Genomic DNA, 25,304 nt, shown 5'->3' on the forward strand with positions numbered 1-25,304 from the left:
CCGGCTGGAGAGCAAGACATGAGTGGAAAGGCGATCATCCGCAGACCAGGCGAAGGCAAATCCGTAAGGCTTGCCGGCCATCCCATGGCATTTCTGGTCACCGGCAACGACACGCGGCACACCTCGATGTTCGAGTGGACGATTCCAGCGGGCTTCTCCACTGGGCTACATGTCCATCGCGTGCAGGAGGAGACATTCTATGTGCTGGAGGGCGAATGCGACTGGCAAGTGGGCAACGAACACGTGCATGCCGCGCCCGGCACATACTTGTTCCTGCCGCCAGGCGTGCCGCACAACATCGGCAACGCTTCGGACAAGGTCGCACGCGTGCTCATGACGGTATCGCCGCCCGGGCACGAGCGTTATTTCGAGGAGCTGGCCGAGACAGTAGCGCGCGGCGGCGCGGCTGACCCCACAACGATTGCCGAGCTGCGAGCCCGCTATGATACCGATCAGCTATCGGCACTCAAAGGCTAGGCACCGCGTTGACGCCAGAATCTGGAACTTGTTTGACCACGATCGCGTGGTCAAACGTCTCCTTCGGGTCATTGGCAGACTTGCCCAGTCCCGGGCCTCGAGGTCGGCTTTACCTCCAACAGCGGACACACGGCCTTACGAGTGCACGCCCCTAGCGCGCACTATGCGAATCTGCGCGCGAACACGACGCAGCCGACGACGAGACAGGTCGCGGCGACCATGGTCCACGGCACCTGCTCATGCAGCAGCAGGCCGGCCAGTGCGAGGCCGAAGAACGGCTGCAGCAGCTGCAACTGCCCGACGCTGGCGATGCCGCCGAGCGCAAGCCCGCGGTACCAGAACACGAATCCGATGAGCATGCTGAACACCGAGACATAGCCGAGCCCGAGCCAGGCCGGCGTGCCGATGCCGTCCCAGCTCGGCGGCAGCGTCAGCATGGTCATGACCAGCACCACCGGGGTCGAGAGCACCAGCGCCCAGGAAATCACCTGCCAGCCGCCGAGCCGGCGCGACAGCGCGGCGCCTTCGGCATAGCCGAGGCCGCAGACGACGATCGCCGCGACCATCAGCAAATCGCCGGTCAGCGAGGCCGCGCCGTCGTTCGACAGTGCAAACGCGCCGACCGTGGCGCTGCCGATGCAGGAAAACAGCCAGAACAGCGGCTTTGGCCGCTCGCCGCCGCGCAGCACGCCGAACACCGCCGTCGACAACGGCAGCAGGCCGATGAACACGATCGAATGCGCCGAGGTGATGTGCTGCAGGGCCAGCGCCGTGAGCAGCGGAAAGCCGATCACGACGCCGAGCGCGGTGATCGTCAGCGACACCAGGTCGGCACGCTTTGGCCATGGCTGCCGCAGCACCGCAAGCAGCAGGGCGCCGAGCAGCGCCGCGATCATGGCGCGCGCCGAGGTCAGAAACAGCGGCGAGAAGCCGCCGACCGCCACGCGCGTCGCCGGCAGCGAGCCGGAGAAGATGATTACGCCGAGCAGACCGTTGCCGAAACCCTCGATCGAAGCCTTGTCCATCAATCTTGCTTTCTCAATCTGCACCGACATCGAAGCCGGATAGCGACCGCGAGCGAAGCTGCGCCCCCTCGCCCCGCTCTTGCGGGGAGAGGGTTGGGGTGAGCGGCTGCTTCCTCATACCCCGGCGGCAGATGCGCTCGTGGAGGCTCCCCCTCACCCGGAACGCATCGGACGATGCGTTCCGACCTCTCCCCGCAGGCGGGGCGAGGTGAAGCGGAGTCCGTGGCTTCGACGTCACCACGAAGGTAGCCGCCGGGGCCTCGCCAAGGCAGCTACAGATCAGTACAATATCGCCAAACTGTATGGGTGAAGGTAGGCATACACTTGCAGAAGCCATCCAATGCTCCCAAGGCGACGCGGACCGTCGAGGTGATGAATGCGATCCGCGCCAGGGTGGCGAGCCGCGCGCTCGCCGCTGACGACCGCCTGCCCTCGATCCGCAGCTTTGCCGCGACCATGGGCGTCTCGCCTTCGACCGTTGTCGAGGCCTATGACCGGCTCGCCGCCGAGGGCCTGATCCGGGCCCGGCCCGGCTCCGGCTTCTACGTCTCCGCGGCCGCGCTGCCGCCGCTGGCGCTCGCCAAAGATCAGCCGCAGCGCGACCGCGCCGTCGATCCGCTCTGGGTGTCGCGGCAATCGCTCGACGCCGAGGCGAGCGCGCTGAAGCCGGGCTGCGGCTGGCTGCCGTCCGACTGGATGCCGACCGAGGCGCTGCGCCGCGCGTTCCGCGCGCTGGCGCGGGCCGAGGACGCTGTGCTGTCCGATTACGGCGCGACCCGCGGCTCGCTGGCGCTGCGCCGCATCCTGATGGCGCGGTTCGCCGACGAAGGGCTCGAGGTGCCGCCCGAGCAGCTGCTGCTCACCACCTCCGGCACCCAGGCGATCGACCTGATCTGCCGTTTCCTGCTGCGGCCCGGCGACACCGTGCTGGTCGACGATCCCTGCTATTTCAATTTCCGCGCCCTGCTGCGCGCGCATCAGGTCAAGCTGGTCAGCGTGCCCTACACGCCCGCGGGCCCCGACGTCGCGAGCTTCGAGGCGGTGGTCGCGGCGGAGCGGCCGCGGCTCTACATCACCGTGGCCGGGCTGCACAATCCGACCGGCGCGACGCTGTCGCCGCAGACCGCGCATCGCGTGCTGAACGCTGCCGCGGCCTACGATCTCTCGATCGTCGAGGACGATATCTTTGCCGATTTCGAGCCCGAGCCGTCGGCACGGCTTGCCGCGCTCGACGGGCTCAACCGCGTGATCCGGATCGGCAGCTTCTCGAAGACGCTGTCGGCGTCGCTGCGCTGCGGCTATATCGCGGCGCGCGCCGACTGGATCGACGATCTGGTCGATCTGCAGGTCGCGACCGGGTTCGGCGGCCCGAGCGCGGTCGCGACCGAGATCATCGCGAGCGTGCTGGCGAGCGGCTTCTATCGCAAGCATGTCGAGGAGCTGCGCCGGCGGCTGGGGCGCGCCCGCCGCGACGTCGGCGAGAAGCTGCAGCGCGTCGGCATCGAGCCCTGGCTGATGCCGCGCGGCGGCTTCCAGCTCTGGTGCCGCCTGCCCGAGGGCTGCGACTCCGCCGACGTGGCGCGCGCGGCGCTGTCGGACAATGTGGTGCTGGCGCCCGGCAACGTATTCAGCGCCTCGCAGACGGCGTCCGCCTTCATGCGCTTCAACGTCGCGCAGTGCCGCGACCCCAGGCTGATGCCGGCGCTGCAGCGCGCGATCGGGCGGTAGGGCGCGAGCAGACTGGGTTGGCGGCAGCGGTACCCTGCCACCGGCAAAGCTACTTTGCATGGGGTTGTTTTTCGGTATTTGGCAGGTGCCCCTGGAACCGCGCAGTGACCGTCCACGGCGCGCCCAGGTCAGGTCGTCACAGCGCACCGATATCGGTCAGGCATTGCTGGGTCGCGCTGATCCGCGCGTCGATCAACGCCGGGGTCTTGCAGTCCATGTTCATCGCGAACACGGTGACGTTGGACCCCTTCTCGACCCAGCCGACCCACCAGCCGAGCGCGCCGTGCTCCTTGTCGGTCAGGCCGGTCTTGGCGCGGATCACGGCGTCGCCGACTTTCGTCACCGGCAGGATGTCGGTGACCTGCTCCTGGCTGCGCTTGCCGACCGGCAGCACGCCGCGGCGCAGCCGGTCGAGGAAATCGACCTGCTCGATCGGATCGATGCGCAGATTACCCGACACCCAGAACTGGTCGATGCCGCCGCCGATGTCGCGATTGCCGTAGTCGAGCATGTCGACATACTTCTTCATCCGCTCTTCGCCGATCCGGCGCGCGATCTCCTGAAACACCGGGAACGCCGACACCGCGATCGCCGAGCGCAGCGTGTGGTCCTTGTTCCAGGCCTCGATGCCGCGCGTCACGCCGTCCCACTTGAAGACGTCCTTATCGGGGTCCTGCACCACGCCGGTCTCGAGCGCAATCAGCGCGTTCGGGATCTTGAACGTCGAGGCCGGCAATCTGCCGTCGCCCGAGCGCACCTTGTCGCTGGCGATGATCAGATAGTCGTCGACCTTGTAGCCGACGAAGGTGCCCTCGGTGCCGAGATCGAAGAACCGCTTCGCCAGATCGTCGCGAAACTCGCTGCGCTGGTACGACACATTGGCGAAGCCGCGCGACGGCACGAGGCTCGCGGCAGCAAACAGACCGAGCGCATGGCGGCGATTGATCACAACGGGACCTCGAGGCATTGACGATGATGGTGATGCCATCGCGGTGAAAGGATGGCAACGAGGATTACCGCGCCCTTCCCGACAGTTTCAGCACGAACACCAGCACTTCGGCGACGGCCTTGTAGAGCTCGGCCGGGATCTCGTCGCCGAGCTCGACGTTGGAGAGCGCGCCGGCCAAAACCTCGTTTTCCTCGATCGGGATGTCGTTGGCCTTGGCGACCTCGATGATTTTTGCGCCGATCGCGCCCTTGCCTTTTGCGATGACGCGCGGCGCGCCGACGTGGTCGTAATGCAGGGCGACGGCGAGCTGGTTCTTGCTGTCGCTCATGTGGCGCGGTCCAGGAAGTGGCCGGAGCGCGCGGGCGCGGGCTGCTGCGGCGCGCCGTCGCGGATCTCGATGTCGCCGGGGGTGAGCTCGGCCCTCGCCAGCGCCTGGCTCAGTTCGCCGGCGCCGGCGCGCAGCTGCGCGGCGGTGGCGGGACGCTCGGCCCACATCCGCACCGAGGTGCGCTCGCCGTGCAACGACACCAGCGCATGCACCGGGCCGGCCGGCTCGACGTCGAGCGTGAAGCGCGCGCGCCATACCCGCTTGGTCGCCTCGACCTCGTTGCCGCCGCCATCGCGCGAAATCTCGAACTGCGCCATCGCGGTGCCCTGCGCCGTCAGGAACGGGATCTCGAAATTCCAGCGCGGCAGCATCGCCTCGAGCTGCGGGCGCGCCGCATCGCTGCGATCCGGCAGCGAAGCGACCTGCAACAGCGTCTGCCGCGCCAGCGCCGCGTCGGTGTTTTCCAACAGGCGGTGCGCGGTGGCGGCGGGCGGCGTGCCCGGCACGATCGTCGGCTCCGCGACGGCCTGCGCGGACGGCAGCGCGCCACGCAACGGCGGCGGCGGCGTACTGCTGCGCACCAGCGCGTCGCCGGCCGGCAGGTCCCTGAGTGCGACGCCCTGCCGTGCGGGACTGCCGAGCTCGTGCAGTGCTTCCTGAATGAGATTGAGCGTGGCGCCCGGCGAGGGGCCGGCATCAAGCGCGTCCGCCAGCGCGCCGGCAAGTCGTGCGCTGCCGCCGCCGAGATCGATCGCCACCGGCACGCGGGCCTGCGGCAGCAGGATCTCCTGGACGTCAAGATCGGGCGCGCCTGGCACAAGGCTTGTCTGCAAAAGGCTTGGCGCTGCGTTGACGCGCGCCAGCGTGGACTCTTGCGCGACCGGCCCTTGGGCGCTCGCCTGTTGGGCGACCGGCGCGGCCGCGAGCTTCGGCGCATCCGCCCCCGTGCCAAGAGAGTGACCGAGCGAGGTCAACGCCTGCCGCAGCACGATCAGCGCGGCCTTGAGATCGGGCACGCCGCCGACCGCCGACGGCGCAGTACGCGCGGCAAGCGAGGCCTCGAGCAGCAGGCCGGACTTCTGGAACCCGGCCTTGACGTCGTCGCCACTGAGATTTTCGTCGAGGCTGGTCTGCTGCAGCAGCACCTGCGCGATCGCCGCCTGCAGCTTTGGCGGCAGATTGCCGGTCACGATCGCCGCCGCAAGATTGGCGAACAGCGGCGCCTGGCTGCCCTGCACAGTCGCGGCATTTTGCGCGGCCGCGGTGACGCTGACGCGCTCGAGCGGCGTCAGCACGTCCTTCGGCGCTGCGCTCGCCTGCGAAACCGCTGTGCTGGCTTGCGAGTTGGCGCCGGGCGAGATCGGGAGTGACTCCGGCGACAGCCGCGCTGCGTCGCCTGCGCCCTGCCCGACCAGTTGCAGGCGGATGCCGTCACCGCTCTGCGACACCGCAAGCTGCAGGTTCTGACCTTGCTGCAGCGGCACCTCGGTCTGCACATCGATCGAGAGGCCCGCAATCGCAATCCGCACCAGATCGGCGGACAGCACCTTCAGCACCTGCGCATTGATGACGCTGCCCGGCTGCAGCACGAGACCAGGCGCAACGCTGCCTGCCTCTTCGGAAGCGAGCACCGGCAGCGCGGGTTTGATGGCGATTGCCATATCGGAGGTCTCGGCCAGGCGGCGGGGCATCCATGATCGGCCCGGACAGGTTTCCGCTCCGTCCAGACCGTGGTGCAAGCTAGCCCAGCGTCGTAAACCTCTCGTTAACCGCCGGACGGCGCGCCGTCCCGGTGCATCTCACTTGTGCATCTCACTTGCGGCGCCTCACTTGGCGGCCATTCATTTGGCGGCGATGACGGCCCAATAGCGGCGACCGTTGGTGTTCGGATCGGTGCCGTCGCTCGCCGAGAACACGATGCCCTGCCCCTTCCAGTGCGCGAAACGCCCGTGACCGGCGCTGACCTCGGCGAAGGTGCTGTGCGATGGTCCAAGCGGCTTGTTGTCCTCGTAGACGATCACGGGCGATCGGGTATCGCCCTCGATGTCCGGATTGTCCGCCAACGCGGCCAACCCCTCGTCCTTGAGCAGCGGCTCGGCGCGAAACGCAGCCTGTCCTAACGGCAGGAACGGCCGGACCAACGGTGCGACCACGTGTCCTTTCGGCGCCGGATCCTGCCATGTCCGCTCCAGCCAGAGCGCCGTGCCGAAATAGATGGCGATTCCGGCGACGATGCAGACCCAGACCATTTGAGTGGTCGAGACCGCCATCGCGGGTCGGCGGGCACGCACGGGATCCAAAACATACTGCGACATATCTTCTCTTCGTTCACCACACGCCCCGCGGCCCAGCATCAATTCGGTGTCACGCCAACAAGTTCCAAAAGAAACGCATTGCCGACGCCGCCCGCATCCACGCGAGCGCACCCATTCCATGCCAATCGTCATTCCTAAGACGATTGGGAACGAGCAAACGTGAAACGATCTGGTGAAAAAAATCGAGCTCGCAAGAAGCCCGCGCCCACGATCAAGTGATCGCCGGCTCAACAACATGCCAACGCCGTCACAATAGCTACGAACTGGGCGGCAATTGAGGCAATCGCGCCGAATTGAACTCGCTCAAATCGCCGGCGAGACCTTGAGAATGCCGGCTGCGGCCCTGAAATCGACCAGCCGCGCGGCGCGGCGCGCGGCGACCTCCTCGTCGACGCCCCACTTTTCGATGTTCCAGTCCTCGTCGACATGCGCGGCCGCCCAGACCTGGTCTTCGTCGCGAAAGCCATGCGCCAGCGCCAGCGCCAGCAGCGCCGAGCCGGTCAGCGTCGTCACCACATGCAGCGCGGCGACCGACCACGGATCGCTCGGAAACGCGGCGCGCGCCGCGCGGATCGCGGACTCGGGCTGGCCCACATGCATGACGCCCTCGGCCATGACGAAGTGGGCGCCGAGCGTGTCGGCCGCCCAGAACAGCACCGGGTCCCAATGCTGCGCTTCGCGCGCGACCAGCGTCTCCGGATGACCCGCGCGATAGAACAGCAAATCGCTGCCGAGGAATTTGGCGGCATCGTCGGCCACCTCGTCGACGCGATCGATCACGCCTTCGACGACGCTGTTGGCGAGGCGCGTCAGCGGCATGGTCAGGGGATCGATAGTCTCGCCCTGTACGTTCCATTCGGTCGCGACCGCATCGGCAATGGCGCGCACCGGCACCACGATCGGCTTGCCCGATGGCGAGCGGATCGGCTTGCCGTCGAGCGTGACTGAAAATCCTCCGTCGGCTTCGGCAACGCCGGCGCTGGTGTAGAAGCGCTTGCGCTGCGGCGTGCGGATGTGACGGCGCACCGCCTCCTGCGGGTCGAGCGGGGATTGTCCTGCAGCTTCGTCGAAGAGTTCGCGCATCGCGCCGGCCGGCTTTCGTTCGAGAGAATTTGCTCGCAAGATATGTCAGCGACGGCGGTAAATAAAGCTGACGGGACTCGTCCCGCGCACCCTTCGGAAAGAGCTGTTCCTGCTTCTAATCCCGCGCGGCAGCGCAGGAGCGCGAATAGCTGGCGCTATCGGCCTGGTTCAGCCCGCCCGCGGCAGCCTCATTGAGGCATCGGTTCACGCGGTCGCCGAACGACGAACGGGGCGTAGTAACCGTCCGCTGGGTCGGCAGCGCGTCCAGTTTCGGGATCGGCGGCACCTCGACCTTGGGCGGCGGCGGACGCGGAATCGGTGGCGGGTCTGAGATCGAGTGGCCGGGCCCAATGATTTGCGCAACGGCGCTGCCCGCGCCCGCGGCCCAGATCAGCGCACAGCCGAGGATCAAGATTCGTTTCATGGCGTATATCTTGTGATGCAGCTGCACCCGTTCAAGCCGCTACCACACCGGTCAACGCAGCGTCGATCCGCGAGTTCCGCGAGTGGCTCTCACGGCTTCTGATAGATCACATGACCGGCGCGGATGGTGGCGTTTACCTTGGCGAGATTTCTGACATCGCTGACAGGATCGCCGTCGAGCACCACGAGATCGGCGTCGAACCCCGTCTCCACCCTGCCCTTCTTCGCAGCCTTGAAGAACGTCGCCGGATTGGTCGTCAGCGCGGCCAGCACCTGGCGCTCCGAGAGCGCGCGATGCATCAGCTCGACCTCCTGCGTCGTGTCGTAGATCTGGGTGAATCCGACATCGGTCCCGAACAATACCGTGCCACCATTCTCCGAGAATTGCTTGAGCTGGTTGGTGGTTGCCGCAATCAGGCGGTTGGTCACGTTGGGATCGAGCACGACGGTGGTGAACAGCGACAAGGTCGGAATCAACGCGGTGCCGTGCGCCTTGAACCGCGCCAGCTGGTCGTCCGTGTAGGCGCGCTCGCCGGGCGTGGTGTGAGCGAGCACGTCGACATCGGATGCAATCACCGTCTCGACGCCGACCTTGTTCTGCGGATGAGCAAATACCGGCTTGCCTTGCGCATGCGCAACCTCGACCGCACCCTTGGCGATCGCCGGGTCCATGTTCACGACAGGCTTGTCCCCCATGAACGCGCCGGTGAACAGCTTGATGCCGTCCTCACCGATCGCGAGCCAGTCACGCGCCCATTTCGTCGCCTCCTCGGGCGTTGCGACTTCGGGAAGCTGCACCTCGCGCGGGATGTAGACGGGATGTCCGCCCTTGGGAAAGATGTTGCCGGCAAACAGGATGGTGGGACCCGCGATCTCGCCCTTGGCGATACGCTGGCGCAGCGGCAGCGAGTCACCGGGGTCGGAACCGAGATCCCACACCGTGGTGAATCCCCAGCGCGTCAGCATCTCCTGCATGTGCTGCGTCAGCGGCGCGGCCGGCGCCGCGCCGGCGTTGCGCCAGACGGGTTCGGTGAAGTGCACGTGGCTGTTCCAGAACCCGGCGACGATGGTCTTGCCGCTGCAATCGATCACGCGCGCATCCGCCGGCACTTGCACGTCGCCGGACTTGCCCACCGCGCTGATCACGCCGTCGGTCATCACGACCACCGCATCCGGCAGCGCCGCGGCATCGGGCGACGCATAGAGACTGCCGCCGCGGAGCACGACGGTTTCGGCATCGGCCGAAGCAACAGCCGAGCCGAGGAGCCCGAGAACGAGCGCGGTGCGGAGCCAAATCATGGACAACCCCTTTGATCATCACGGCAGGCCGGCGATCGGCGAGCGCGCGGCACGATAGCCGCAGCAGCCGGCAACGTTTGATCGTTGTTGCTGTGCCCGACGTCCATTCGACGACACATTTTCTTGATGTGAACCGGGATCGGCCTCGCTCGAAACGCTTCGGCCTATCACTCCTCCGGCGCGTTCTCGATCGGGTCGAACCGCTCGGCCTCGAGCCCGAGCAGATTCCAGGATTGCTGCATGTGCGGCGGCAACGGCGCGGTGGCATCGATCACGCCGCCGCGCGGATGCGGGATCACGATGCGCCGGGCGAGCAGATGCAGCCGATTCTGCAGGCCGCCGGGCAGCTCCCAGTTTTCCTTGTTGAAGTATTTGGGATCGCCGACGATGGCGTGATTGATATGCGCCATGTGGGCGCGCAGTTGATGGGTGCGGCCGGTCACCGGCTTGAGCGAGACCCAGGCGAGCTTAGTCGCGGAGGTCTCGACCACGGCGTAATAGGTCACGGCGTGGCTCGCGCCCTCGTCGCCATGCGCCGCGATCCGCATGATGGTGTCCTCCTCGCTCTCCTCCTTGGCGAGATAGGTCGAAATGCGGCCCTGCTTCGGCTTCGGCACGCCGGCGACCAGCGCCCAGTAGATTTTTCGCGCCGACCGATGGCGGAACGCGCCGGTCAGGTACGAGGCGGCAAAGCGCGTCTTGGCGATCAAGAGGCAACCCGAGGTTTCGCGGTCGATGCGGTGAACCAGCCGCGGCTTCTGGCCCTTGGCGTCGCGCATCACCTCCAGCATCTGGTCGACATGGCGCGTCATGCCGGAGCCGCCCTGCACCGCCAGGCCGGCCGGCTTATTCAGCACCAGCACGTCGTCGTCCTCGTAGAGCGTCATCTCCTTCAGCGCCTGCAGCGTCCTGGTCTCGGCTTCCGACAGCACGCCGGCGGTCTTCGGCGCATCGAGCCGCAGCGGCGGGATGCGGACGCTCTGGCCCTCCTCCAGCCGGTCCTTGGAATCGGCACGCTTGCCGTTGACCCGGAGCTCGCCCTTCCGGACGATGCGCTGGATGTGCGAGAACGACAGGCCCGGAAACCGCGCCTCGAGGAAGCGGTCGACCCGCATGTTGTTCTCGTCGGCGGTGACGACGACGGTCTGCACCTTGGTTGGCAGCGGCGGCTCGCTCACCGCCTTGGCAGCGACAATCTCCGGCCTCTCCTGCCGGTCGCGGCGCGGCTCGGCAAAGCGTGGCGATTTACCCGGCGCACGTTGCACGAACGGGCGGTCGCCGGATTTGCGATCGTCCGCCTTACGGCCGCGATGCTCCGATGCGCTTTTGCTGCGGACCTTGCCAGAGGGCTTCTCACGCCCCTTCTCACGCCCCTTGGCGCGATCGCCCGGCGATGTCGTTCTCTTGATGCGGCGGCTCATGGTGATTTTTCGGCTCCAGACCTGCATTGTGGGTAGCGCAAATGCCGCGAATCGTCACGGCGAAATCGGTGCAATTCCGGGCAATATCGGCGATGTTCGGCCACGCACGGCAATGACGGGAGTCCTGCAATGAAACTGGCACTATCGGCTTTGGCGGCGCTGGCCGATGATCGCGGGCCCGGCACTCGCGCAGCAAAGCCCGATGCCGGAGGACCTGGCGTGGAAGCTGCTGGAGCTCGGCCGGGTCATCGACCCGCCGAAAACGGCTGCGCTCTATGCGCCGCTGCAGCAGCAGGAGCCCTATCAGGGCGTCAAGGTCGCGCGCGACGTCAAATACGGTCCGGCGGATCGTCATCTGCTCGACGTCTTCACGCCGGACGCAGCATCGGCGGCGCGGCCGGTGCTGATCTACATTCACGGCGGCGGCTTCGTCGCCGGCAACAAGCGCAACCCCGGCAGCCCGTTCTACGACAACATTATGCTGTGGGCGGTGAAGAACGGCTTTGTCGGCGTCAACGCCACCTACCGGCTGGCGCCCGCCTTCCCCTGGCCAGCCGGCGCCGAGGACATGGGCGCGATCGTGCAATGGGTGGCGGACAACATCGGCTCGCGCGGCGGCGATCCGGCGCGGATCTTCCTGATGGGCCAGTCGGCCGGCGCAATCCACGTCGCGAACTATGTCTCGCACCCGGAGTTCTACAAGGTGAAAGGCGGCGGCATTGCCGGCGCGATCATGGTGTCGGGGATCTATGACCTGACGGCCTCGCCAGCGGGCGATGCCGAGCTCGCCTATTACGGCTCCGACCCGTCGCGCTACACGGAGCGCTCCTCGCTGCAGGGCCTGGTCGCCAGCCCGATCCCGCTCTTGATCACCGCGGCCGAGCTCGATCCGCCGCGTTTCGTCACGCAGTTCGAGCTGCTGAAGCAGGCCCTTTGCAAGCGGCCGAGCGGCTGCGCGCACGCGTTCATGCTGCCGCAGCACAGCCACATGTCGGAGGTCTATGCGATCAACACCGCGGACACCCGGCTGACCGATCAGGTGCTGGAGTTCGTGAAGTCGGTCGAATAGCCCGACGATCAGAACAGCCGCCCTTCAGAACAGCCGGACCTGAACCGCAGTGCTGGCGAGCTTCGGCGTGCTGGCATCGACCACCTTTTGCACCTGCGGGAATTTGGCGCGCAGCACCTTCTCGACTTCATTGCGCAGCGAGGAGTCGTTCTCGCCCGAGACAAAGGCGACCGTGCCCGACGACAGGCGATTGGCGTCGCCGAGCTCGGTGAAGTCGGTATAGACCGCGTTGGCGCTATAGCCCTTCTGCAGCAGATAATCCTGCATCTGCATCGCAAGGTCCTTGCGATCGGCGACATACAGCACGACGACGACCTTGCTCTTGTTGGCGTCGGTCTCCGCCTTCTCGGCCGCCGGCACGGTGACCTTGGTGGCCTTCTCGAGCGCGTCGACGCGCTGGCGGAGTGCCACGATCTGTCTCCTGACGTCGGCCCCCTGCTCGCCGACGTCGGCCTTGATCTGCTGGCTCTGGGTCTGCAACTGCTCGCGGACCAGGCTGATCTCGCCGCCTCCCGGGTCGGCGCCACACACAGCAAGGCCGCAACGCCAAGCACGATGGCGATGCCGTTGGGAATGTCGGGATTGTTGAGGATCCTGCGCACCAGCGCCGCGATCAAGCCGAGGCCAGCCAATAGCGGTACGCCGACAATGGCAGCGGTCAGCCATATGTTATCCATGCCATTCCCCCGGAGGTTGCCGCAATAGCATAGAGCTATTTCAGGGAGATGTCAGCCGCCTCCACGCTGCGCCCGCAGCTTGGCCCAGTAGTCCAGCCGCTTGCGGATCTCGCGCTCGAAGCCGCGGTCGGGCGGATCGTAGAAGGTCTGCCGGCCCAGCGCTTCCGGGAAGTAGTCCTGCCCGGAGAACGCGTCGGGCATGTCGTGATCGTACTGATAGCCGGAGCCGTAGCCCTCCGACTTCATCAGCTTGGTCGGCGAGTTCAAAATATGCTTCGGCGGCAGCAGCGAGCCGCCCTGCTTGGCGGCGGCCATCGCCGCGCCAAACGCGGTGTAGGCGGCATTCGATTTCGGCGCGGTGGCGAGATAGATCACGGCCTGCGCGATCGCGAGCTCGCCCTCGGGCGAGCCGAGGAAATCATAGGCATCCTTGGCGGCGTTGCAGATCACCAGCGCCTGCGGATCGGCCAGCCCGATATCCTCCACCGCCATGCGCACCACGCGCCGCGCTAGGAACAGCGGGTCCTCGCCGGCGTCGAACATCCGCGCCAAATAATACAGCGCCGCATCCGGATCGGAGCCGCGCACCGATTTATGCAGCGCCGAGATCAGATTGTAATGGCCGTCCGCCGACTTGTCGTAGATAGGCGCGCGGCGTTGCAGGATGTCCTGCAACTGTGCGGCGTTGAACACCTCGCCCTTGCGTGCGGCGCGCCAGACCTCCTCGGCCAAGGTCAGCGAGGCGCGGCCATCGCCATCGGCCATCCGCACCAGCACCGCGCGCGCCTCGGCATCGAGCGGCAGCGCCTTGCCCTCGATCTTCTCGGCATTGGCGAACAATTTCTCGATCGCGGCGGCATCCAGCGAATGGAACACCAGCACGCGGGCGCGCGACAGCAGCGCCGCGTTGAGCTCGAACGACGGGTTCTCGGTGGTGGCGCCGACCAGCACCACGGTGCCGTCCTCCATCACCGGCAGGAAGGAGTCCTGCTGCGCGCGGTTGAATCTGTGCACCTCGTCGACGAACAGCAGCGTGCCCTTGCCGGTCTCGCGGCGGGCGCGCGCCGCATCGAACGCCTTCTTCAGGTCGGCGACGCCGGAGAACACCGCCGAGATCTGCTCGAAGTGCAGCTCGGTGGCATCGGCCAGCAGCCGCGCCACGGTGGTCTTGCCGGTGCCGGGCGGTCCCCAGAACACCAGCGAGCCCAGCGTGCGCGTCTCCAGCATGCGGGTCAGCGCGCCGTCGGGGCCGAGGATGTGATCCTGGCCGACGACGTCGCCAAGCGAGCGCGGACGCAACCGGTCCGGCAGCGGATGCGGCGCGTCCTGCTCCATCCCCGCCGCAGCAAAGAGGTTACTGGCTTCTCGCGGCTGCTTTGCGCTCACCTGGGACTCATCCGCCGAGCGTCACGTTGATCTGCTGGCCACCGCGCACCAGGGTGATTCGCCAGATCCGTGTGCCGGTCTTCGAGGCCTTCTCGAGGTCGCCGGTGCGCGCGATCTTCTGGTTGTTGACCGCAAGGATGATGTCGCCCTTCTGGAAGCCGACATTGGCCGCGGTGCCGTCATCGGCGAGATCAGTCACCACGACGCCCTCGGCGCCGGCATCGAGATGCAGCTCGTCGGCCAGCGCCGGCGAGATGTTGGCGACCTTGGCGCCCTGGAACGGCGAGCGCGCGGTCAGCACGATCTCGTCGCGGTTGGTGTCGGGCGCGGTCTCCAGCGGCACCGCGAGCTTGACCGGCTTGCCGCCGCGCTGCACCTCGATATCGGCGGTGCCGCCGAGCGGACGGGTGGCGAAGCGGTAGTCGAATGCGTTGGGGTCGTCGATGGTCTGGCCGTCGATCGAAACGATCAGGTCGGACAGTTTCAGCCCCGCCTTCGCCGCCGGGCTGTTCGGCGCGACATTGGCGACCAGTGCGCCGGTCGGCAGCTTCAGTCCGAGCGTCTCGGCGATCTCGGGCGTCACCGCCTGCAGCCGCGCGCCGAGCCATGGCCGCTTCACCGCCTTGCCGCCGCTCTTGGCCGAGGCCACCACCACCCGCACCATGTTGGCGGGAATCGCAAAGCCGATGCCCTGCGAACCGCCGGAGCGCGAGAAGATCGCGGTGTTGATACCGGCAAGCCGCCCAGTCATGTCGACCAGCGCACCGCCGGAATTGCCCGGATTGATCGCGGCGTCGGTCTGAATGAAGAATTGATAATCCGTGATTCCGACTTGAGTGCGCGCCAAGGCCGAGACGATGCCGTGGGTGACGGTCTGGCCGACGCCGAACGGGTTACCGATCGCGAGCACGACGTCGCCGACCAGAAGCTCGTCGGAATTGGCAAAGTCGAGGGTCGTGAACTTCTCCTTGTTGGTGTTCTTCAGCCTGAGCACGGCGAGGTCGGTGCGGCTGTCCTTCAAGACGATCTCGGCCTCGTATTCCCGCTTGTCGGCGAGCGAGACCTTCACCTGGTCGGCGCCCTCGATCACGTGATTGTTTGTGACCACAAGTCCGGTCGAATCGACCATCACGCCGGAGCCGAGCGAGCGCTGCATCTGCTCCGGCTGCTGTCCCGGCACGCCGAAGAAGCGGCGGAAGATCGGATCGTCGAGCAGCGGATTGCGGTTCTGGACGGTCTTGGCGGCATAGACATTGACCACTGCCGGCTGCACGCGCTGCACGATCGGCGCGTAGGACAGCCTGAGCTCCGCCTGCGAGGACGGCACCCGGCGGTCCTGGGTTCGATCCTGGGCCTCCGCCTGGCAAAGATTCCCTGCCAAAACCAGCACGGACAGAACGGATAGGGCAGCAAAGCGGACGGGTCGGAGCATTCTCACCTCTCGCGGAAAACGCCGGAATATAGGCGCGTTCGCGCGGCAATTGAAGGGTGCCTGACCGGTTAGCTGGCCCCCCGGCCACACCGGTGCAAAAACCGCCGTGGCCGCGTTGACGCGCCGCGTGGCTTCTATGATGCTTGTCATCTCACGAAGCAGCTCCGCTTGTTGCCCGTGTACAACAAGCGGAACTGAAATCCCGGGTTATGCTGTCGTGTGTCAGTCACGATCAAAATCTAGGACTCGAATTCAGTGAGCGGGGACTTCAAACACAACAGGGGTGCACAATGGGTGCAACAAGACTAGGCGCAATCGCCATCGGATTGGCGGGAGCGCTTGCCGCTTCGCCGGCACATTCGCAATCGGCCGGTGGCGGCAGCGATGCAGAGATCGCGCTGCTGAAGCAGCAGCTGAAGCTGCTCGAGCAGAAGCTCGACAAGTTGCAAAAGCAGACCAACGCCAACACCGCGACCGCGGCAAGCGCCAACGCCAATGCGAAGGCGGCGGACGCCAAGGCCGCGCGAGTCGCGACCGCCAATGCCGCGATCCCGGTCAAGGGCCCGGTCGCGCCGTCCGGCGTCGTGGTGACGCTGCCGAACAACCGGCCGACGATCTGTACCGCTGACGAGCAGAACTGCGTCGCCATCACCAGCCGCGTGCATTGGGACGTCGGCGGTTACGACTATCGTCCGAACACCGCCGGCACCGTGCCGCAGAAGCTCGACAGCGGCGAGAACGTTCGCCGTGCGCGCATCGGCGTCGTCGGCAAATTCTTCGGCGACTGGAACTACTCGCTGATCTACGACTTCGGCGGCTCCTCCGACGGTTTTGGCGGCGCAGCGCCGGGATCGCTGCCGGGCGGCGGCACCTCGGGCATCGAGAACGCCTATCTGAGCTACACCGGCTTGAAGCCATTCGGCGGCAAGATGGCGATCGAAGGCGGCATCATGGACGTGCTGTGGACGATGGACGAGTCGACCAGCTCCAACGACATCCTATTCATGGAGCGCGCCTCGGCCGGCATCATCGCGCAGAACATCGCGGCCGGTGACTTCCGTTCGGCCGTCGGCACCCGCTGGTGGAACGACCAGCTCTGGATCGGCGGCTACGTCACCGGACCGACCACGGGCCAGATCCACTCCGCCTCCAGCGTCACCCCGGCAGGCTCGTCCGAGCAGTATGGCAGCGTCGTCCGCATCGCCGGCAATCCGATCAACGGCAAGGATTACTCGGTGCATATCGGCGCCGATGCAGAATGGCTGATCCAGCCGCCGCGCAACCAGCTGACCCAGGCACAGACGCTCACGCTCAGCGATCGGCCCGAGCTGCGCATCGATCCGACCACGCTGATCTCGACCGGTGCGATCGCCAACGTCTCCGGCGCGCAGGTCTACGGCGTCGAGGCCGCGGCGACCTACGGTCCGTTCATCGCACAGGGTGAGTACTACTGGTTCAACATCGACCGTTCTGCGAACACCGGCCTGCCGCCGTTCGGCGCGCCGAGCCTGAAGTTCGACGGCGGTTATGCGCAGGTCGGCTACGTGCTGACCGGCGAGAACCATGCCTACAACTCGTCAACGGCCTCCTACAGCGGCATCAAGCCGAGGGATCCGTTCTCGCTCGCCAGCGGCGGCTGGGGCGCCTGGGAAATCGCCGGACGGGTGAGCCAGATGAACCTCAACGATCAGATCGCGCAGGCGACCGGCATCGCGGGCGGACGGCAGACCGTCTACACCGCGGCGCTGAACTGGTACGTCAACAACAACGTCCGCTTCATGCTGGACTACCTGCATGGCAACATCTCCAAGCAGGCCTCGCCGACCTCGAGCGCAGATGTCGGCTCGAAGTTCGACGCGGTGGCGCTGCGCACCCAGGTTGCGTTCTGACGCAGCTTCGCTCTCACCTCTCCCCAACGGGGAGAGGTCGAATTGCGAAGCAATTCGGGTGAGGGGCCGCAGCGTTCGTGGTGGACTGTGACCCCTCACCCGGATCGCATCTCACGATGCGATCCGACCTCTCCCTTCGGGAGAGGTGAAGGCGCGATCTCGCATCAGGCCGCGCGCTTCGGCTTCTTCACGACGTCGGGCGCCGGCGCGCCGGACAGCCGCTCCTGGTGGCCCTCGCCCCAGGCTTTCAAGATATCGATCACAGGACGCAGGCTCTCGCCGAGCTCGGACAGCGTGTATTCGACCCGCGGCGGCACCTCGGCATAGACCTTGCGGATCACGAGACCGTCCTGCTCGAGCGCGCGCAGCTGCTTGGTCAGCATGCGCTGGGTGACGCTGGGCATCCGCCGGCGTAATTCGCCGAAGCGCTGGGTGCCGGCCTGCAGGTGATACAGGATCACGCCCTTCCATTTGCCGTCGATCAGGTCGAGCGCGGTCTCGACCGCGCAGCCGGGCCGGCGTGAAAAATTCTGCCGCTTCATGAGGTTTCCTGAAGTCTTTCTTGAAGTTTTTCCCGGGATTTTCCCAATAGTATACAAACGGGGACTAGTTCCCCAAATTTACAGTACTTGCCAAACGGAAGCCAGCGCGACAGGTAGAGCGGCAGGCAATCGCGTAAGCCATGGAGACCAGGCATGAAGGCCGTCGGATACCAGAAGTCGCTGCCCATCGAGGCGGCTGATTCGCTCGTCGATTTCGAGATCGCAAAGCCGGAGCCGAAAGGCCGCGACATCAGGGTCGCGGTCAAGGCCATCTCGGTCAACCCGGTCGACTACAAGGTCCGCAGGCGCGCGGCGCCTGCCGAGGGCGAATACAAGATCCTCGGTTTTGACGCGGCCGGCGTGGTCGACGCCGTCGGTCCCGATGTCTCCCTCTTCAAGCCGGGCGACGAGGTGTTCTATGCCGGCTCGATCCAGCGCCAGGGCACCAATTCGCAGTTTCATCTGGTCGACGAGCGCATCGTCGGCAACAAGCCGACGTCGCTGTCCTACGCGCAGGCCGCAGCGCTGCCGCTGACCTCGATCACCGCCTGGGAGTTGCTGTTCGACCGGCTCGGCGCGGTGCCGGGCAAGAGCCTCGATCCGCGCACGCTCCTCATCACCGGCGGCGCCGGCGGCGTCGGCTCGATCCTGATCCAGCTCGTGCGCCGCCTCACCGGGCTCACTGTGGTCGCGACCGCGACGCGGCCGGAGTCGCAAAAATGGTGCCTTGATCTCGGCGCGCACGCCGTGATCGATCACGGCAAGCCGATGAAGGAGCAGATCGACAAGTTGAAGCTGCCGCCGGTCGGCCTCGTCGCCAGCCTCACCTACACCGACCAGCACTACAAGAGCATCGCCGACTTCATCGCGCCGCAGGGCAAGTTCGGCCTGATCGACGATCCGCCGGAGTTCAACGTCGCCGCCTTCAAGGGCAAGGCGGTCTCGGTGCACTGGGAATCGATGTTCACGCGCTCGTCGTTCCAGACGCCGGACATGATCGCGCAGCATCATCTGCTCAACGACGTCGCCGATCTCCTCGACAAGGGCGTGCTGCGCACCACGCTCGACCAGACCTTTGGCACCATCAACGCCGCCAACCTCAAGCGCGCGCATGCGCTGCTGGAAAGCGGCAAGTCGCGTGGAAAGATCGTGCTGGAGGGCTGGTAGCCCTGCCCTGCGGTTTCACGTCATCGGCAGCACGCCCTCGACGAAGATGAGCCGGCGGTCCAGCGCGGTCCGCCGATGCTTCAGCGCCTCGGCGTATTCTGCCGAGGCGTACCACTCCCGCGCGATCGCCATCGTCGGAAACTCGACGATGACGATGGTCTTCGGCGCCGGACCGCCCTCCACCAGTTCGGCCGCTCCACCGCGCACGATGTAGCGGCCGCCGTATTGTGCAATGGTCTCTGCCGCCAGCGTGCGATAGGCCTCGAACGCGGCAGCGTCCCGCATCTCGACTTCCGAGATCACGTAGGCCGGCATGCAGCCTCACGCGATGGTGTTGACGATGCCGCCTTCGGCGCGCAGCGCCGCGCCGTTGGTCGCCGACGCCCCCTTCGAGCAGACATAGACCACCATGTTGGCGATCTCCTCAGTGCTGGCAAAGCGCTGCAACAGCGAAGTCGGCCGGTGCTGCTTGACGAAGTTGGATGCGGCCTCCTCGACCGACTGGCCGTTCTGCTTCGCCAGATCCTTGACGAAGGTCTCGACGCCCTCCGACATCGTCGGCCCCGGCAGCACCGAGTTGACGGTCACGGCGGTGCCGCGGGTCAGCTCCGCGAGCCCGCGCGAGATCGCGAGCTGCGCGGTCTTGGTCATGCCGTACTGAATCATCTCGGTCGGGATGTTGAGGCCGGATTCTGAGGAGATGAAGACGATGCGTCCCCAGTTGCGCTTCAACATGCCCTGCATGTAGCCGCGCGACAGCCGCACGCCCGACATCACGTTGATATCGAAGAAGCGGCTCCAGTCTTCGTCGGGAATCTCGAAGAACGGCTTTGGCTCGAAGATGCCGGCGTTGTTGACGAGGATGTCGACATCAGGCACCGCGGCGAGTAGCGCCTTGCAGCCGGCGGCGGTGGAAACGTCGGCGGCAATGCCGCGGACCTTTGCGCCCGTCACCTCCCTGGCGATCTCGGCAACGGTGGCGTCGACCTTGGCCTGGCCGCGGCCGTTGACGACGACCTCCGCCCCTGTCGCCGCAAGGCCTCTGGCGATGGCCTTGCCGATGCCCGCGGTCGAGCCGGTCACCAGCGCAGTTTTTCCGGAAAGGTCGATCTTCATGGGAGGTCTCCTGTGAATGCTGCGGGAGATATCTGTGCGCGATCGTGTCAGCGCAACCGGGCATGTGCGCAAACAAAAACGGCGCCCTAGGGGCGCCGTTTTCCAAACCATCTTGATATCCTCGGGCTCGATACCGGCTTACGCAGCCTCGGCTTCCGTTTCCTGGGTCGGACCGGAGTCCTGGCCCTTGGCATCGACGTCGCGGTCGACGAACTCGATCACGGCCATCGCCGCGTTGTCGCCATAGCGGAAGCCGGCCTTGATGATGCGGGTGTAGCCGCCCTGGCGATCCTTGTAGCGGGGCGCCAGCACGTCGAACAGCTTCTTGACCTGGTCGACGTCGCGCAGCTCCGAGATCGCCTGGCGGCGCAACGCCAGGCCGCCCTTCTTGCCGAGGGTGACGAGCTTCTCGACGATCGGCCGCAGCTCCTTGGCCTTCGGCAGCGTGGTGACGATCTGCTCGTGCTTGATCAGGGCCGCCGACATGTTGGCGAACATCGCACGCCGGTGCTCGGCGGTGCGGTTGAGCTTGCGATGAACCTTGCCGTGACGCATTGACTTATTCCTTCTTCAATTCTGTCGCGGTGGTTCAGCGACAAGTTTCTCAGGTGGGCTTCCTGCGTTCGCCCAAAGTAGCGAGTAGCGAATGGTGAATAGCGAATGGTCTTCCACTCGCTACTCCCTATTCGCTCAGTAGTGATCCTCGAAGCGCTTGGCGAGCTCGTCGATGTTCTCCGGCGGCCAGCCCGGCACTTCCATGCCGAGATGCAGACCCATCTGGGCCAGCACTTCCTTGATCTCGTTCAGCGACTTGCGGCCGAAGTTCGGGGTGCGGAGCATTTCCGCTTCCGACTTCTGCACGAGGTCGCCGATGTAGACGATGTTGTCGTTCTTCAGACAGTTTGCCGAACGCACCGACAGCTCGAGCTCGTCGACCTTCTTGAGGAAGGCCGGGTTGAACGCGAGATCGGGGATGATCTCCTGGGTGACTTCCTTGCGCGGCTCTTCGAAGTTGACGAACACGTTGAGCTGATCCTGCAGGATGCGCGCGGCATAGGCCACCGCGTCATCCGGCGTGATCGCGCCGTTGGTCTCGATCGTCATGGTCAGCTTGTCGTAGTCGAGGATCTGGCCCTCGCGGGTGTTCTCGACCTTGTAGGAGACCTTGCGGACCGGCGAGAACAGGCTGTCGACCGGGATCAGGCCGATCGGCGCGTCCTCGGGACGGTTGCGCTCGGCGGCGACGTAGCCCTTGCCGGTGGTGACCGTGAACTCCATGCGGATCTCGGCGCCGTCGTCCAGCGTGCAGAGCTGCAGGTCGGGATTGAGCACGGTGATGTCGCCGACGGTCTGGATGTCACCAGCGGTGACGGCGCCCGGGCCCTGCTTCTTCACGACCATGCGCTTCGGGCCTTCGCCCTGCATCTTGATCGAGATGTCCTTGATGTTGAGCACGATGTCGGTGACGTCCTCACGAACGCCGGCAATCGAGGAGAACTCGTGCAGCACGCCGTCGATGTGCACCGACTGCACCGCGGCGCCCTGCAGCGAGGACAACAGGATGCGGCGCAGCGCGTTGCCGAGCGTCTGGCCGAAGCCACGCTCGAGCGGCTCGGCGACGACGGTGGCGAAGCGGGTCGCGTCCGAGCCGGGCGTCACCTGCAGCTTGTTCGGTCGAATGAGCTCTTGCCAATTTTTCTGGATCGTCACTGTTTTCACCCATGTGCCGGTCGATCGGCCCAGTCGAATGGCCGTACCTGGCGTTGGAGATCGCGGAACAGTCCGCGCGGTAATTCCAAAAACGAATCGCGAGCGGCCGGGCCGCCCGCGACGATAGATCAGACGCGCCGGCGCTTGCGCGGACGGCAACCATTGTGCGGGATGGTGGTCACGTCGCGGATCGAGGTGACGGTGAAGCCCGCAGCCTGCAGCGCACGCAGCGCCGATTCACGGCCCGAACCGGGGCCGGCCACTTCAACCTCCAGCGTGCGCATGCCGTGCTCCTGCGCCTTCTTGGAGACGTCTTCGGCCGCAACCTGCGCGGCATAGGGGGTCGACTTGCGCGAGCCCTTGAAGCCCATCGTGCCGGCCGACGACCAGGCGATGGTGTTGCCCTGCGCGTCGGTGATGGTGATGGTCGTGTTGTTGAACGACGAATTCACGTGCGCGATGCCGGAGGCGATGTTCTTGCGTTCGCGGCGGCGTACGCGGGTGGCTTCCTTGCCCATTTCAAACCTTTCCTGTGATCTCAACGCCGCCGTAGTGCCAGCGGCTACACCTCAAAACGCAAATGGCGAGTAGCGAAGATTGCTTCGCTACCCCCCACCTGCAATTCGCAAAACTTACTTCTTCTTGCCGGCGATCGCCTTGGCCGGCCCCTTGCGCGTGCGCGCATTGGTGTGGGTGCGCTGGCCACGCACCGGCAGACCGCGGCGATGACGCAGGCCGCGATAGCAGCCGAGGTCCATCAGCCGCTTGATGTTGATGCCGACCTCGCGACGGAGGTCGCCCTCGACCAGATAGTCGCGGTCGATGACTTCGCGGATCTGGAGGACCTCCTGGTCGGTCAGCTGGCTGACGCGACGATCCAGCGGGATCTTGACCTTCTCGATGATGTCGGCCGCATTCTTCTGGCCGATGCCATGGATGTACTGAAGCGCGATCAGGACGCGCTTGTTGGTAGGAATGTTGACGCCGGCAATACGGGCCACGGACTTCTCTCCTGTCGCCGATCCATCACGGATACGGGCTTTTCAAGTTCTTGCTGTTGCGGGCAGTGTGTCCACAAACGCGAACACGACGCCCTTCCCCTCATGTCCTTTGGGGCCCGGCATCGTCATAAAACTATCCGACTTGGATGCGGGGCTTATTAAAGGATTCATGTCGGTTTCGTCAACCGCTCCTAGCGTTTAGCGCGCTTTTTTACGGCCTTTTTTGCAGGCTTTTTGGCGGCCTTTGCCCCCTTCCGGGCACTGACGCCGCGGGCGGTGCTCCTGGCGGTCCTGGCCTTGGAAGCGCCCCTGCCAGCCCCCTTGGCGGCCTTCGGAGCCGGTTTGGTGGCCTTTTTGGCGCCCTTGGCAGCCTTTTTGGCGCCTTTGGCTGCCTTCTTGGCGGCCTTGGCAGTCTTTTTGGCGGGCCTCTTGGTCGCCTTGTTAGCCGCCTTGGCGGGTTCCTCGTGCCCCTTCGGTTCCAGCGCCCCGATCGCGGCGAGGATCCGGTTGATCTCGCGGGTGACGTGCTCGATGGTCATCATGCCATCGACGGTCAAAAGCTTCCGCCGCTCCGAATAATAGTGAATCAGCGGCTCGGTCATCGAGCGGTACTGCGCCAGACGCTTGGTCAGCACTTCCGGCGTGTCGTCGAGGCGGACCTCCTCGCCCCGCGCCCGGGTCTCCTCGGCGCGCTTCTCGACCCGCTCGAGCAACGCGCTCTCGTTGACGCGCAGTTCGACCACCGCGTCGAGCTTGAGGTGCTTCCTCTTGAGCAGATCGTCGAGGGCTTCGGCCTGCGGGACAGTGCGCGGGAAGCCGTCGAGAATGAAGCCCTTCTTGGCATCGGGCTGCTCGATGCGGTCGGCGATGATCCCCACCACAACCTCGTCGGGAACCAGGCCGCCATTGGCCATGATCTCCTTGGCCTGCAGCCCAACCGGCGTGCCGGCGGCAACCGCCGCACGCAGCATCTCGCCGGTCGAAAGCTGCACGATGCCATGCTTATGGACCAGCCGCTGCGCCTGGGTCCCCTTGCCCGAGCCCGGCGGACCGAGAAGGATAAGTCTCATATGCGTTCGCCCCCACGATTGATGCGCGATAGCTCGCGCACCTGCTTTTTCAGATCAAGAATAGTGCAAACCACAATCAGCACCGAACCACCAGCGAAGTTATAGGGTAGCACCGTCCCGCTTGCCAACAGGGCCGCCGGAATCAGCAATACCGCGACGAGGTAGACGGCTCCGACGACGGTCGTCAACGACGCGATGCGGTCGAGATGGTCGGCGGTCGCATCGCCCGGCGCGACGTCCGGTATCGTGCCGCCCAGCTTCTGCAGGGTTGCGGCGGCGTGCTCGGGATCCAGCACGCGGGCCGCATAGATGAAGGCGAGCAGAAAGACCGCGATGGATATGAGGACGATGTTGAGCGGTTTTCCGTACGTCAGGTGCGCGTAAGCCGCGGCCAGCCACAGCGTCTGTCCGAACACCAAGGTCGCGAGCGCCAGCGGCAGATTGAATATCCAAGGCGCCACAGTCACCGGGATCAGGAAGCCGGCGCTGTTGAGCTTGATCGGCAGCACAGAGGCGCGTGGGGCAAACACCCGCTTTCCGACCTGGCGCGCGACGTACTGCACCGGCACGTTCCGCCGCGCCGATTCGACGAGGACGATCATCGCCACGACCGCAACCGAGAGGATGGCATTGAACAGCACGAGATTGCCGGAGACGGCACCCTGCCTCAGAAGCTCGATGGTCGTGGCAACCTCGGCGGGGAACGCAGCGACGATGCCCACGCTCAAAATGAGCGCGAGGCCATTGCCGATCCCGTGACGGGTGATCAGCTCGCTGAGCCACACCAGGAAGAACACACCACCAACCAGTGTCGCGGTGGTGGAGATCAGAAACCAGGCGGAGGGTTCGGCAACGAGGCCGCGCATGCTCTGCAAGGTGGACGCGATGCCGAAGGCCTGGAATGCGGCAAACAGCAGCGTCAGGCTCAACGTATAGCGTGCGATTCTGCGACGGCCTGCCTCGCCGGATCGTTCGAGCGCGCTCAACCTGCCCCACACCACCGAGACGAGCTGAATGATGATCGCCGCGCTGAGGTAGGGGAAGATGACAAGCGAGAAGATCGAGAGGCGCGCAGCCGCATTCGGCTGAAGCAGACCAGCCTGCGGCGACAGACCCGATATGGGGATAAAGCAGCCGAGCCTGTAAATGAGCAGCGCGCCGATCGTGATTGCGATGCGGCGCGCCAGTTCGCTCATT

General features: G+C 65.7%; 26 protein-coding genes. 5 read left to right on the forward strand and 21 right to left on the reverse strand.

Features of this window, described 5'->3' with window-relative positions:
* Positions 1 to 18: 18 nt before the first annotated feature.
* A complete protein-coding gene (locus XH93_RS25085; RefSeq protein WP_139862971.1) occupies positions 19 to 477 on the forward strand; it encodes a cupin domain-containing protein in 459 nt (152 codons plus the stop codon).
* A gap of 161 nt (positions 478 to 638) precedes the next feature.
* On the opposite strand, the gene XH93_RS25090 is transcribed toward XH93_RS25085, so the two are convergent.
* Positions 639 to 1,502, reverse strand: coding sequence for a DMT family transporter (locus tag XH93_RS25090; RefSeq protein ID WP_194469542.1), 864 nt, complete (start codon positions 1,500 to 1,502; stop codon positions 639 to 641).
* Positions 1,503 to 1,874: 372 nt separating this feature from the next.
* Here XH93_RS25090 and XH93_RS25095 point away from each other — a divergent pair, with 372 nt between their 5' ends.
* Positions 1,875 to 3,230, forward strand: coding sequence for a PLP-dependent aminotransferase family protein (locus tag XH93_RS25095; protein ID WP_194475329.1), 1,356 nt, complete (start codon positions 1,875 to 1,877; stop codon positions 3,228 to 3,230).
* Between the two features lie 136 nt (positions 3,231 to 3,366).
* Here XH93_RS25095 and blaOXA read toward each other — a convergent pair whose 3' ends face one another.
* The 8 genes from blaOXA to XH93_RS25135 all read right to left on the reverse strand — a co-directional run bounded on the left by blaOXA (position 3,367) and on the right by XH93_RS25135 (position 11,048).
* Entirely contained in the window at positions 3,367 to 4,179 is an 813-nt protein-coding gene (blaOXA, locus tag XH93_RS25100; protein WP_371814787.1) for a class D beta-lactamase, read from the reverse strand.
* A 64-nt stretch (positions 4,180 to 4,243) separates the two neighbouring features.
* Entirely contained in the window at positions 4,244 to 4,507 is a 264-nt protein-coding gene (locus XH93_RS43120; RefSeq protein WP_139484382.1) for an EscU/YscU/HrcU family type III secretion system export apparatus switch protein, read from the reverse strand.
* Positions 4,504 to 6,168 carry a flagellar hook-length control protein FliK gene (locus XH93_RS43125; RefSeq protein ID WP_194469544.1) on the reverse strand — a complete coding sequence of 555 codons (1,665 nt, stop codon included), beginning with the start codon at positions 6,166 to 6,168 and terminating at the stop codon, positions 4,504 to 4,506. The genes XH93_RS43120 and XH93_RS43125 overlap by 4 nt, the downstream gene beginning before the upstream one ends.
* A 180-nt stretch (positions 6,169 to 6,348) precedes the next feature.
* The gene (locus XH93_RS25115; RefSeq protein ID WP_194469545.1) at positions 6,349 to 6,822 is read right to left on the reverse strand and encodes a hypothetical protein; all 474 of its coding nucleotides are present in this window, start codon (positions 6,820 to 6,822) and stop codon (positions 6,349 to 6,351) included.
* A 303-nt stretch (positions 6,823 to 7,125) separates the two neighbouring features.
* On the reverse strand, positions 7,126 to 7,905 hold the full coding sequence (locus tag XH93_RS25120; RefSeq protein WP_194469546.1) for an ATP12 family chaperone protein: 780 nt from the start codon (positions 7,903 to 7,905) through the stop codon (positions 7,126 to 7,128).
* Positions 7,906 to 8,020: 115 nt separating this feature from the next.
* Positions 8,021 to 8,329, reverse strand: coding sequence for a hypothetical protein (locus XH93_RS25125; RefSeq protein WP_194469547.1), 309 nt, complete (start codon positions 8,327 to 8,329; stop codon positions 8,021 to 8,023).
* 89 nt (positions 8,330 to 8,418) lie between these two features.
* Positions 8,419 to 9,627, reverse strand: a complete 1,209-nt coding sequence (locus XH93_RS25130) for an amidohydrolase family protein (protein ID WP_194469548.1) — start codon at positions 9,625 to 9,627, stop codon at positions 8,419 to 8,421.
* A 167-nt stretch (positions 9,628 to 9,794) separates the two neighbouring features.
* A complete protein-coding gene (locus tag XH93_RS25135) occupies positions 9,795 to 11,048 on the reverse strand; it encodes an RluA family pseudouridine synthase (protein WP_194469549.1) in 1,254 nt (417 codons plus the stop codon).
* 166 nt (positions 11,049 to 11,214) lie between these two features.
* Between XH93_RS25135 and XH93_RS25140 the strand changes: the two genes are divergently transcribed.
* Positions 11,215 to 12,117, forward strand: coding sequence for an alpha/beta hydrolase (locus XH93_RS25140; RefSeq protein ID WP_194469550.1), 903 nt, complete (start codon positions 11,215 to 11,217; stop codon positions 12,115 to 12,117).
* 24 nt (positions 12,118 to 12,141) lie between these two features.
* On the opposite strand, the gene XH93_RS25145 is transcribed toward XH93_RS25140, so the two are convergent.
* The 3 genes from XH93_RS25145 to XH93_RS25155 all read right to left on the reverse strand — a co-directional run bounded on the left by XH93_RS25145 (position 12,142) and on the right by XH93_RS25155 (position 15,612).
* Positions 12,142 to 12,648, reverse strand: coding sequence for a hypothetical protein (locus XH93_RS25145; RefSeq protein ID WP_194469551.1), 507 nt, complete (start codon positions 12,646 to 12,648; stop codon positions 12,142 to 12,144).
* Positions 12,649 to 12,845: 197 nt separating this feature from the next.
* Positions 12,846 to 14,180 carry a replication-associated recombination protein A gene (locus tag XH93_RS25150; RefSeq protein WP_194469552.1) on the reverse strand — a complete coding sequence of 445 codons (1,335 nt, stop codon included), beginning with the start codon at positions 14,178 to 14,180 and terminating at the stop codon, positions 12,846 to 12,848.
* A 7-nt stretch (positions 14,181 to 14,187) separates the two neighbouring features.
* Entirely contained in the window at positions 14,188 to 15,612 is a 1,425-nt protein-coding gene (locus XH93_RS25155; protein ID WP_194469553.1) for a DegQ family serine endoprotease, read from the reverse strand.
* 290 nt (positions 15,613 to 15,902) lie between these two features.
* On the opposite strand from XH93_RS25155, the gene XH93_RS25160 reads away from it, so the two are divergent.
* A complete protein-coding gene (locus XH93_RS25160) occupies positions 15,903 to 17,501 on the forward strand; it encodes an OprO/OprP family phosphate-selective porin (RefSeq protein ID WP_194469554.1) in 1,599 nt (532 codons plus the stop codon).
* 164 nt (positions 17,502 to 17,665) lie between these two features.
* Here the strand turns inward: XH93_RS25160 and XH93_RS25165 are convergent, their stop codons facing one another.
* Complete coding sequence (locus XH93_RS25165) at positions 17,666 to 18,043, reverse strand: helix-turn-helix domain-containing protein (RefSeq protein WP_194469555.1); 378 nt, start codon at positions 18,041 to 18,043, stop codon at positions 17,666 to 17,668.
* Between the two features lie 153 nt (positions 18,044 to 18,196).
* Between XH93_RS25165 and XH93_RS25170 the strand changes: the two genes are divergently transcribed.
* A complete protein-coding gene (locus tag XH93_RS25170; RefSeq protein WP_194469556.1) occupies positions 18,197 to 19,210 on the forward strand; it encodes a zinc-binding alcohol dehydrogenase family protein in 1,014 nt (337 codons plus the stop codon).
* Between the two features lie 15 nt (positions 19,211 to 19,225).
* Here the strand turns inward: XH93_RS25170 and XH93_RS25175 are convergent, their stop codons facing one another.
* From XH93_RS25175 to XH93_RS25210, 8 genes are all read right to left on the reverse strand, one after another.
* A complete protein-coding gene (locus XH93_RS25175; protein ID WP_194469557.1) occupies positions 19,226 to 19,525 on the reverse strand; it encodes a DUF1330 domain-containing protein in 300 nt (99 codons plus the stop codon).
* Positions 19,526 to 19,531: 6 nt separating this feature from the next.
* Positions 19,532 to 20,326 (reverse strand): SDR family NAD(P)-dependent oxidoreductase, encoded by a 795-nt coding sequence (locus tag XH93_RS25180; RefSeq protein WP_194469558.1) that lies wholly within the window; start codon positions 20,324 to 20,326, stop codon positions 19,532 to 19,534.
* 138 nt (positions 20,327 to 20,464) lie between these two features.
* Entirely contained in the window at positions 20,465 to 20,881 is a 417-nt protein-coding gene (gene rplQ, locus XH93_RS25185) for a 50S ribosomal protein L17 (RefSeq protein WP_139862953.1), read from the reverse strand.
* 135 nt (positions 20,882 to 21,016) lie between these two features.
* Positions 21,017 to 22,045, reverse strand: coding sequence for a DNA-directed RNA polymerase subunit alpha (locus tag XH93_RS25190; RefSeq protein WP_172626979.1), 1,029 nt, complete (start codon positions 22,043 to 22,045; stop codon positions 21,017 to 21,019).
* 119 nt (positions 22,046 to 22,164) lie between these two features.
* Entirely contained in the window at positions 22,165 to 22,554 is a 390-nt protein-coding gene (gene rpsK / locus XH93_RS25195) for a 30S ribosomal protein S11 (protein ID WP_006021048.1), read from the reverse strand.
* A 114-nt stretch (positions 22,555 to 22,668) separates the two neighbouring features.
* A complete protein-coding gene (rpsM, locus tag XH93_RS25200) occupies positions 22,669 to 23,037 on the reverse strand; it encodes a 30S ribosomal protein S13 (RefSeq protein WP_139484364.1) in 369 nt (122 codons plus the stop codon).
* A 191-nt stretch (positions 23,038 to 23,228) separates the two neighbouring features.
* On the reverse strand, positions 23,229 to 24,107 hold the full coding sequence (locus tag XH93_RS25205) for an adenylate kinase (protein WP_194469559.1): 879 nt from the start codon (positions 24,105 to 24,107) through the stop codon (positions 23,229 to 23,231).
* Positions 24,104 to 25,303, reverse strand: coding sequence for a preprotein translocase subunit SecY (locus XH93_RS25210; protein WP_194469560.1), 1,200 nt, complete (start codon positions 25,301 to 25,303; stop codon positions 24,104 to 24,106). The genes XH93_RS25205 and XH93_RS25210 overlap by 4 nt, the downstream gene beginning before the upstream one ends.
* Between the last annotated feature and the right edge of the window lies 1 nt (position 25,304).

This window comes from Bradyrhizobium sp. CCBAU 51753 (assembly GCF_015291565.1).
GTDB classification, from domain to species: Bacteria; Pseudomonadota; Alphaproteobacteria; order Rhizobiales; family Xanthobacteraceae; genus Bradyrhizobium; species Bradyrhizobium ivorense.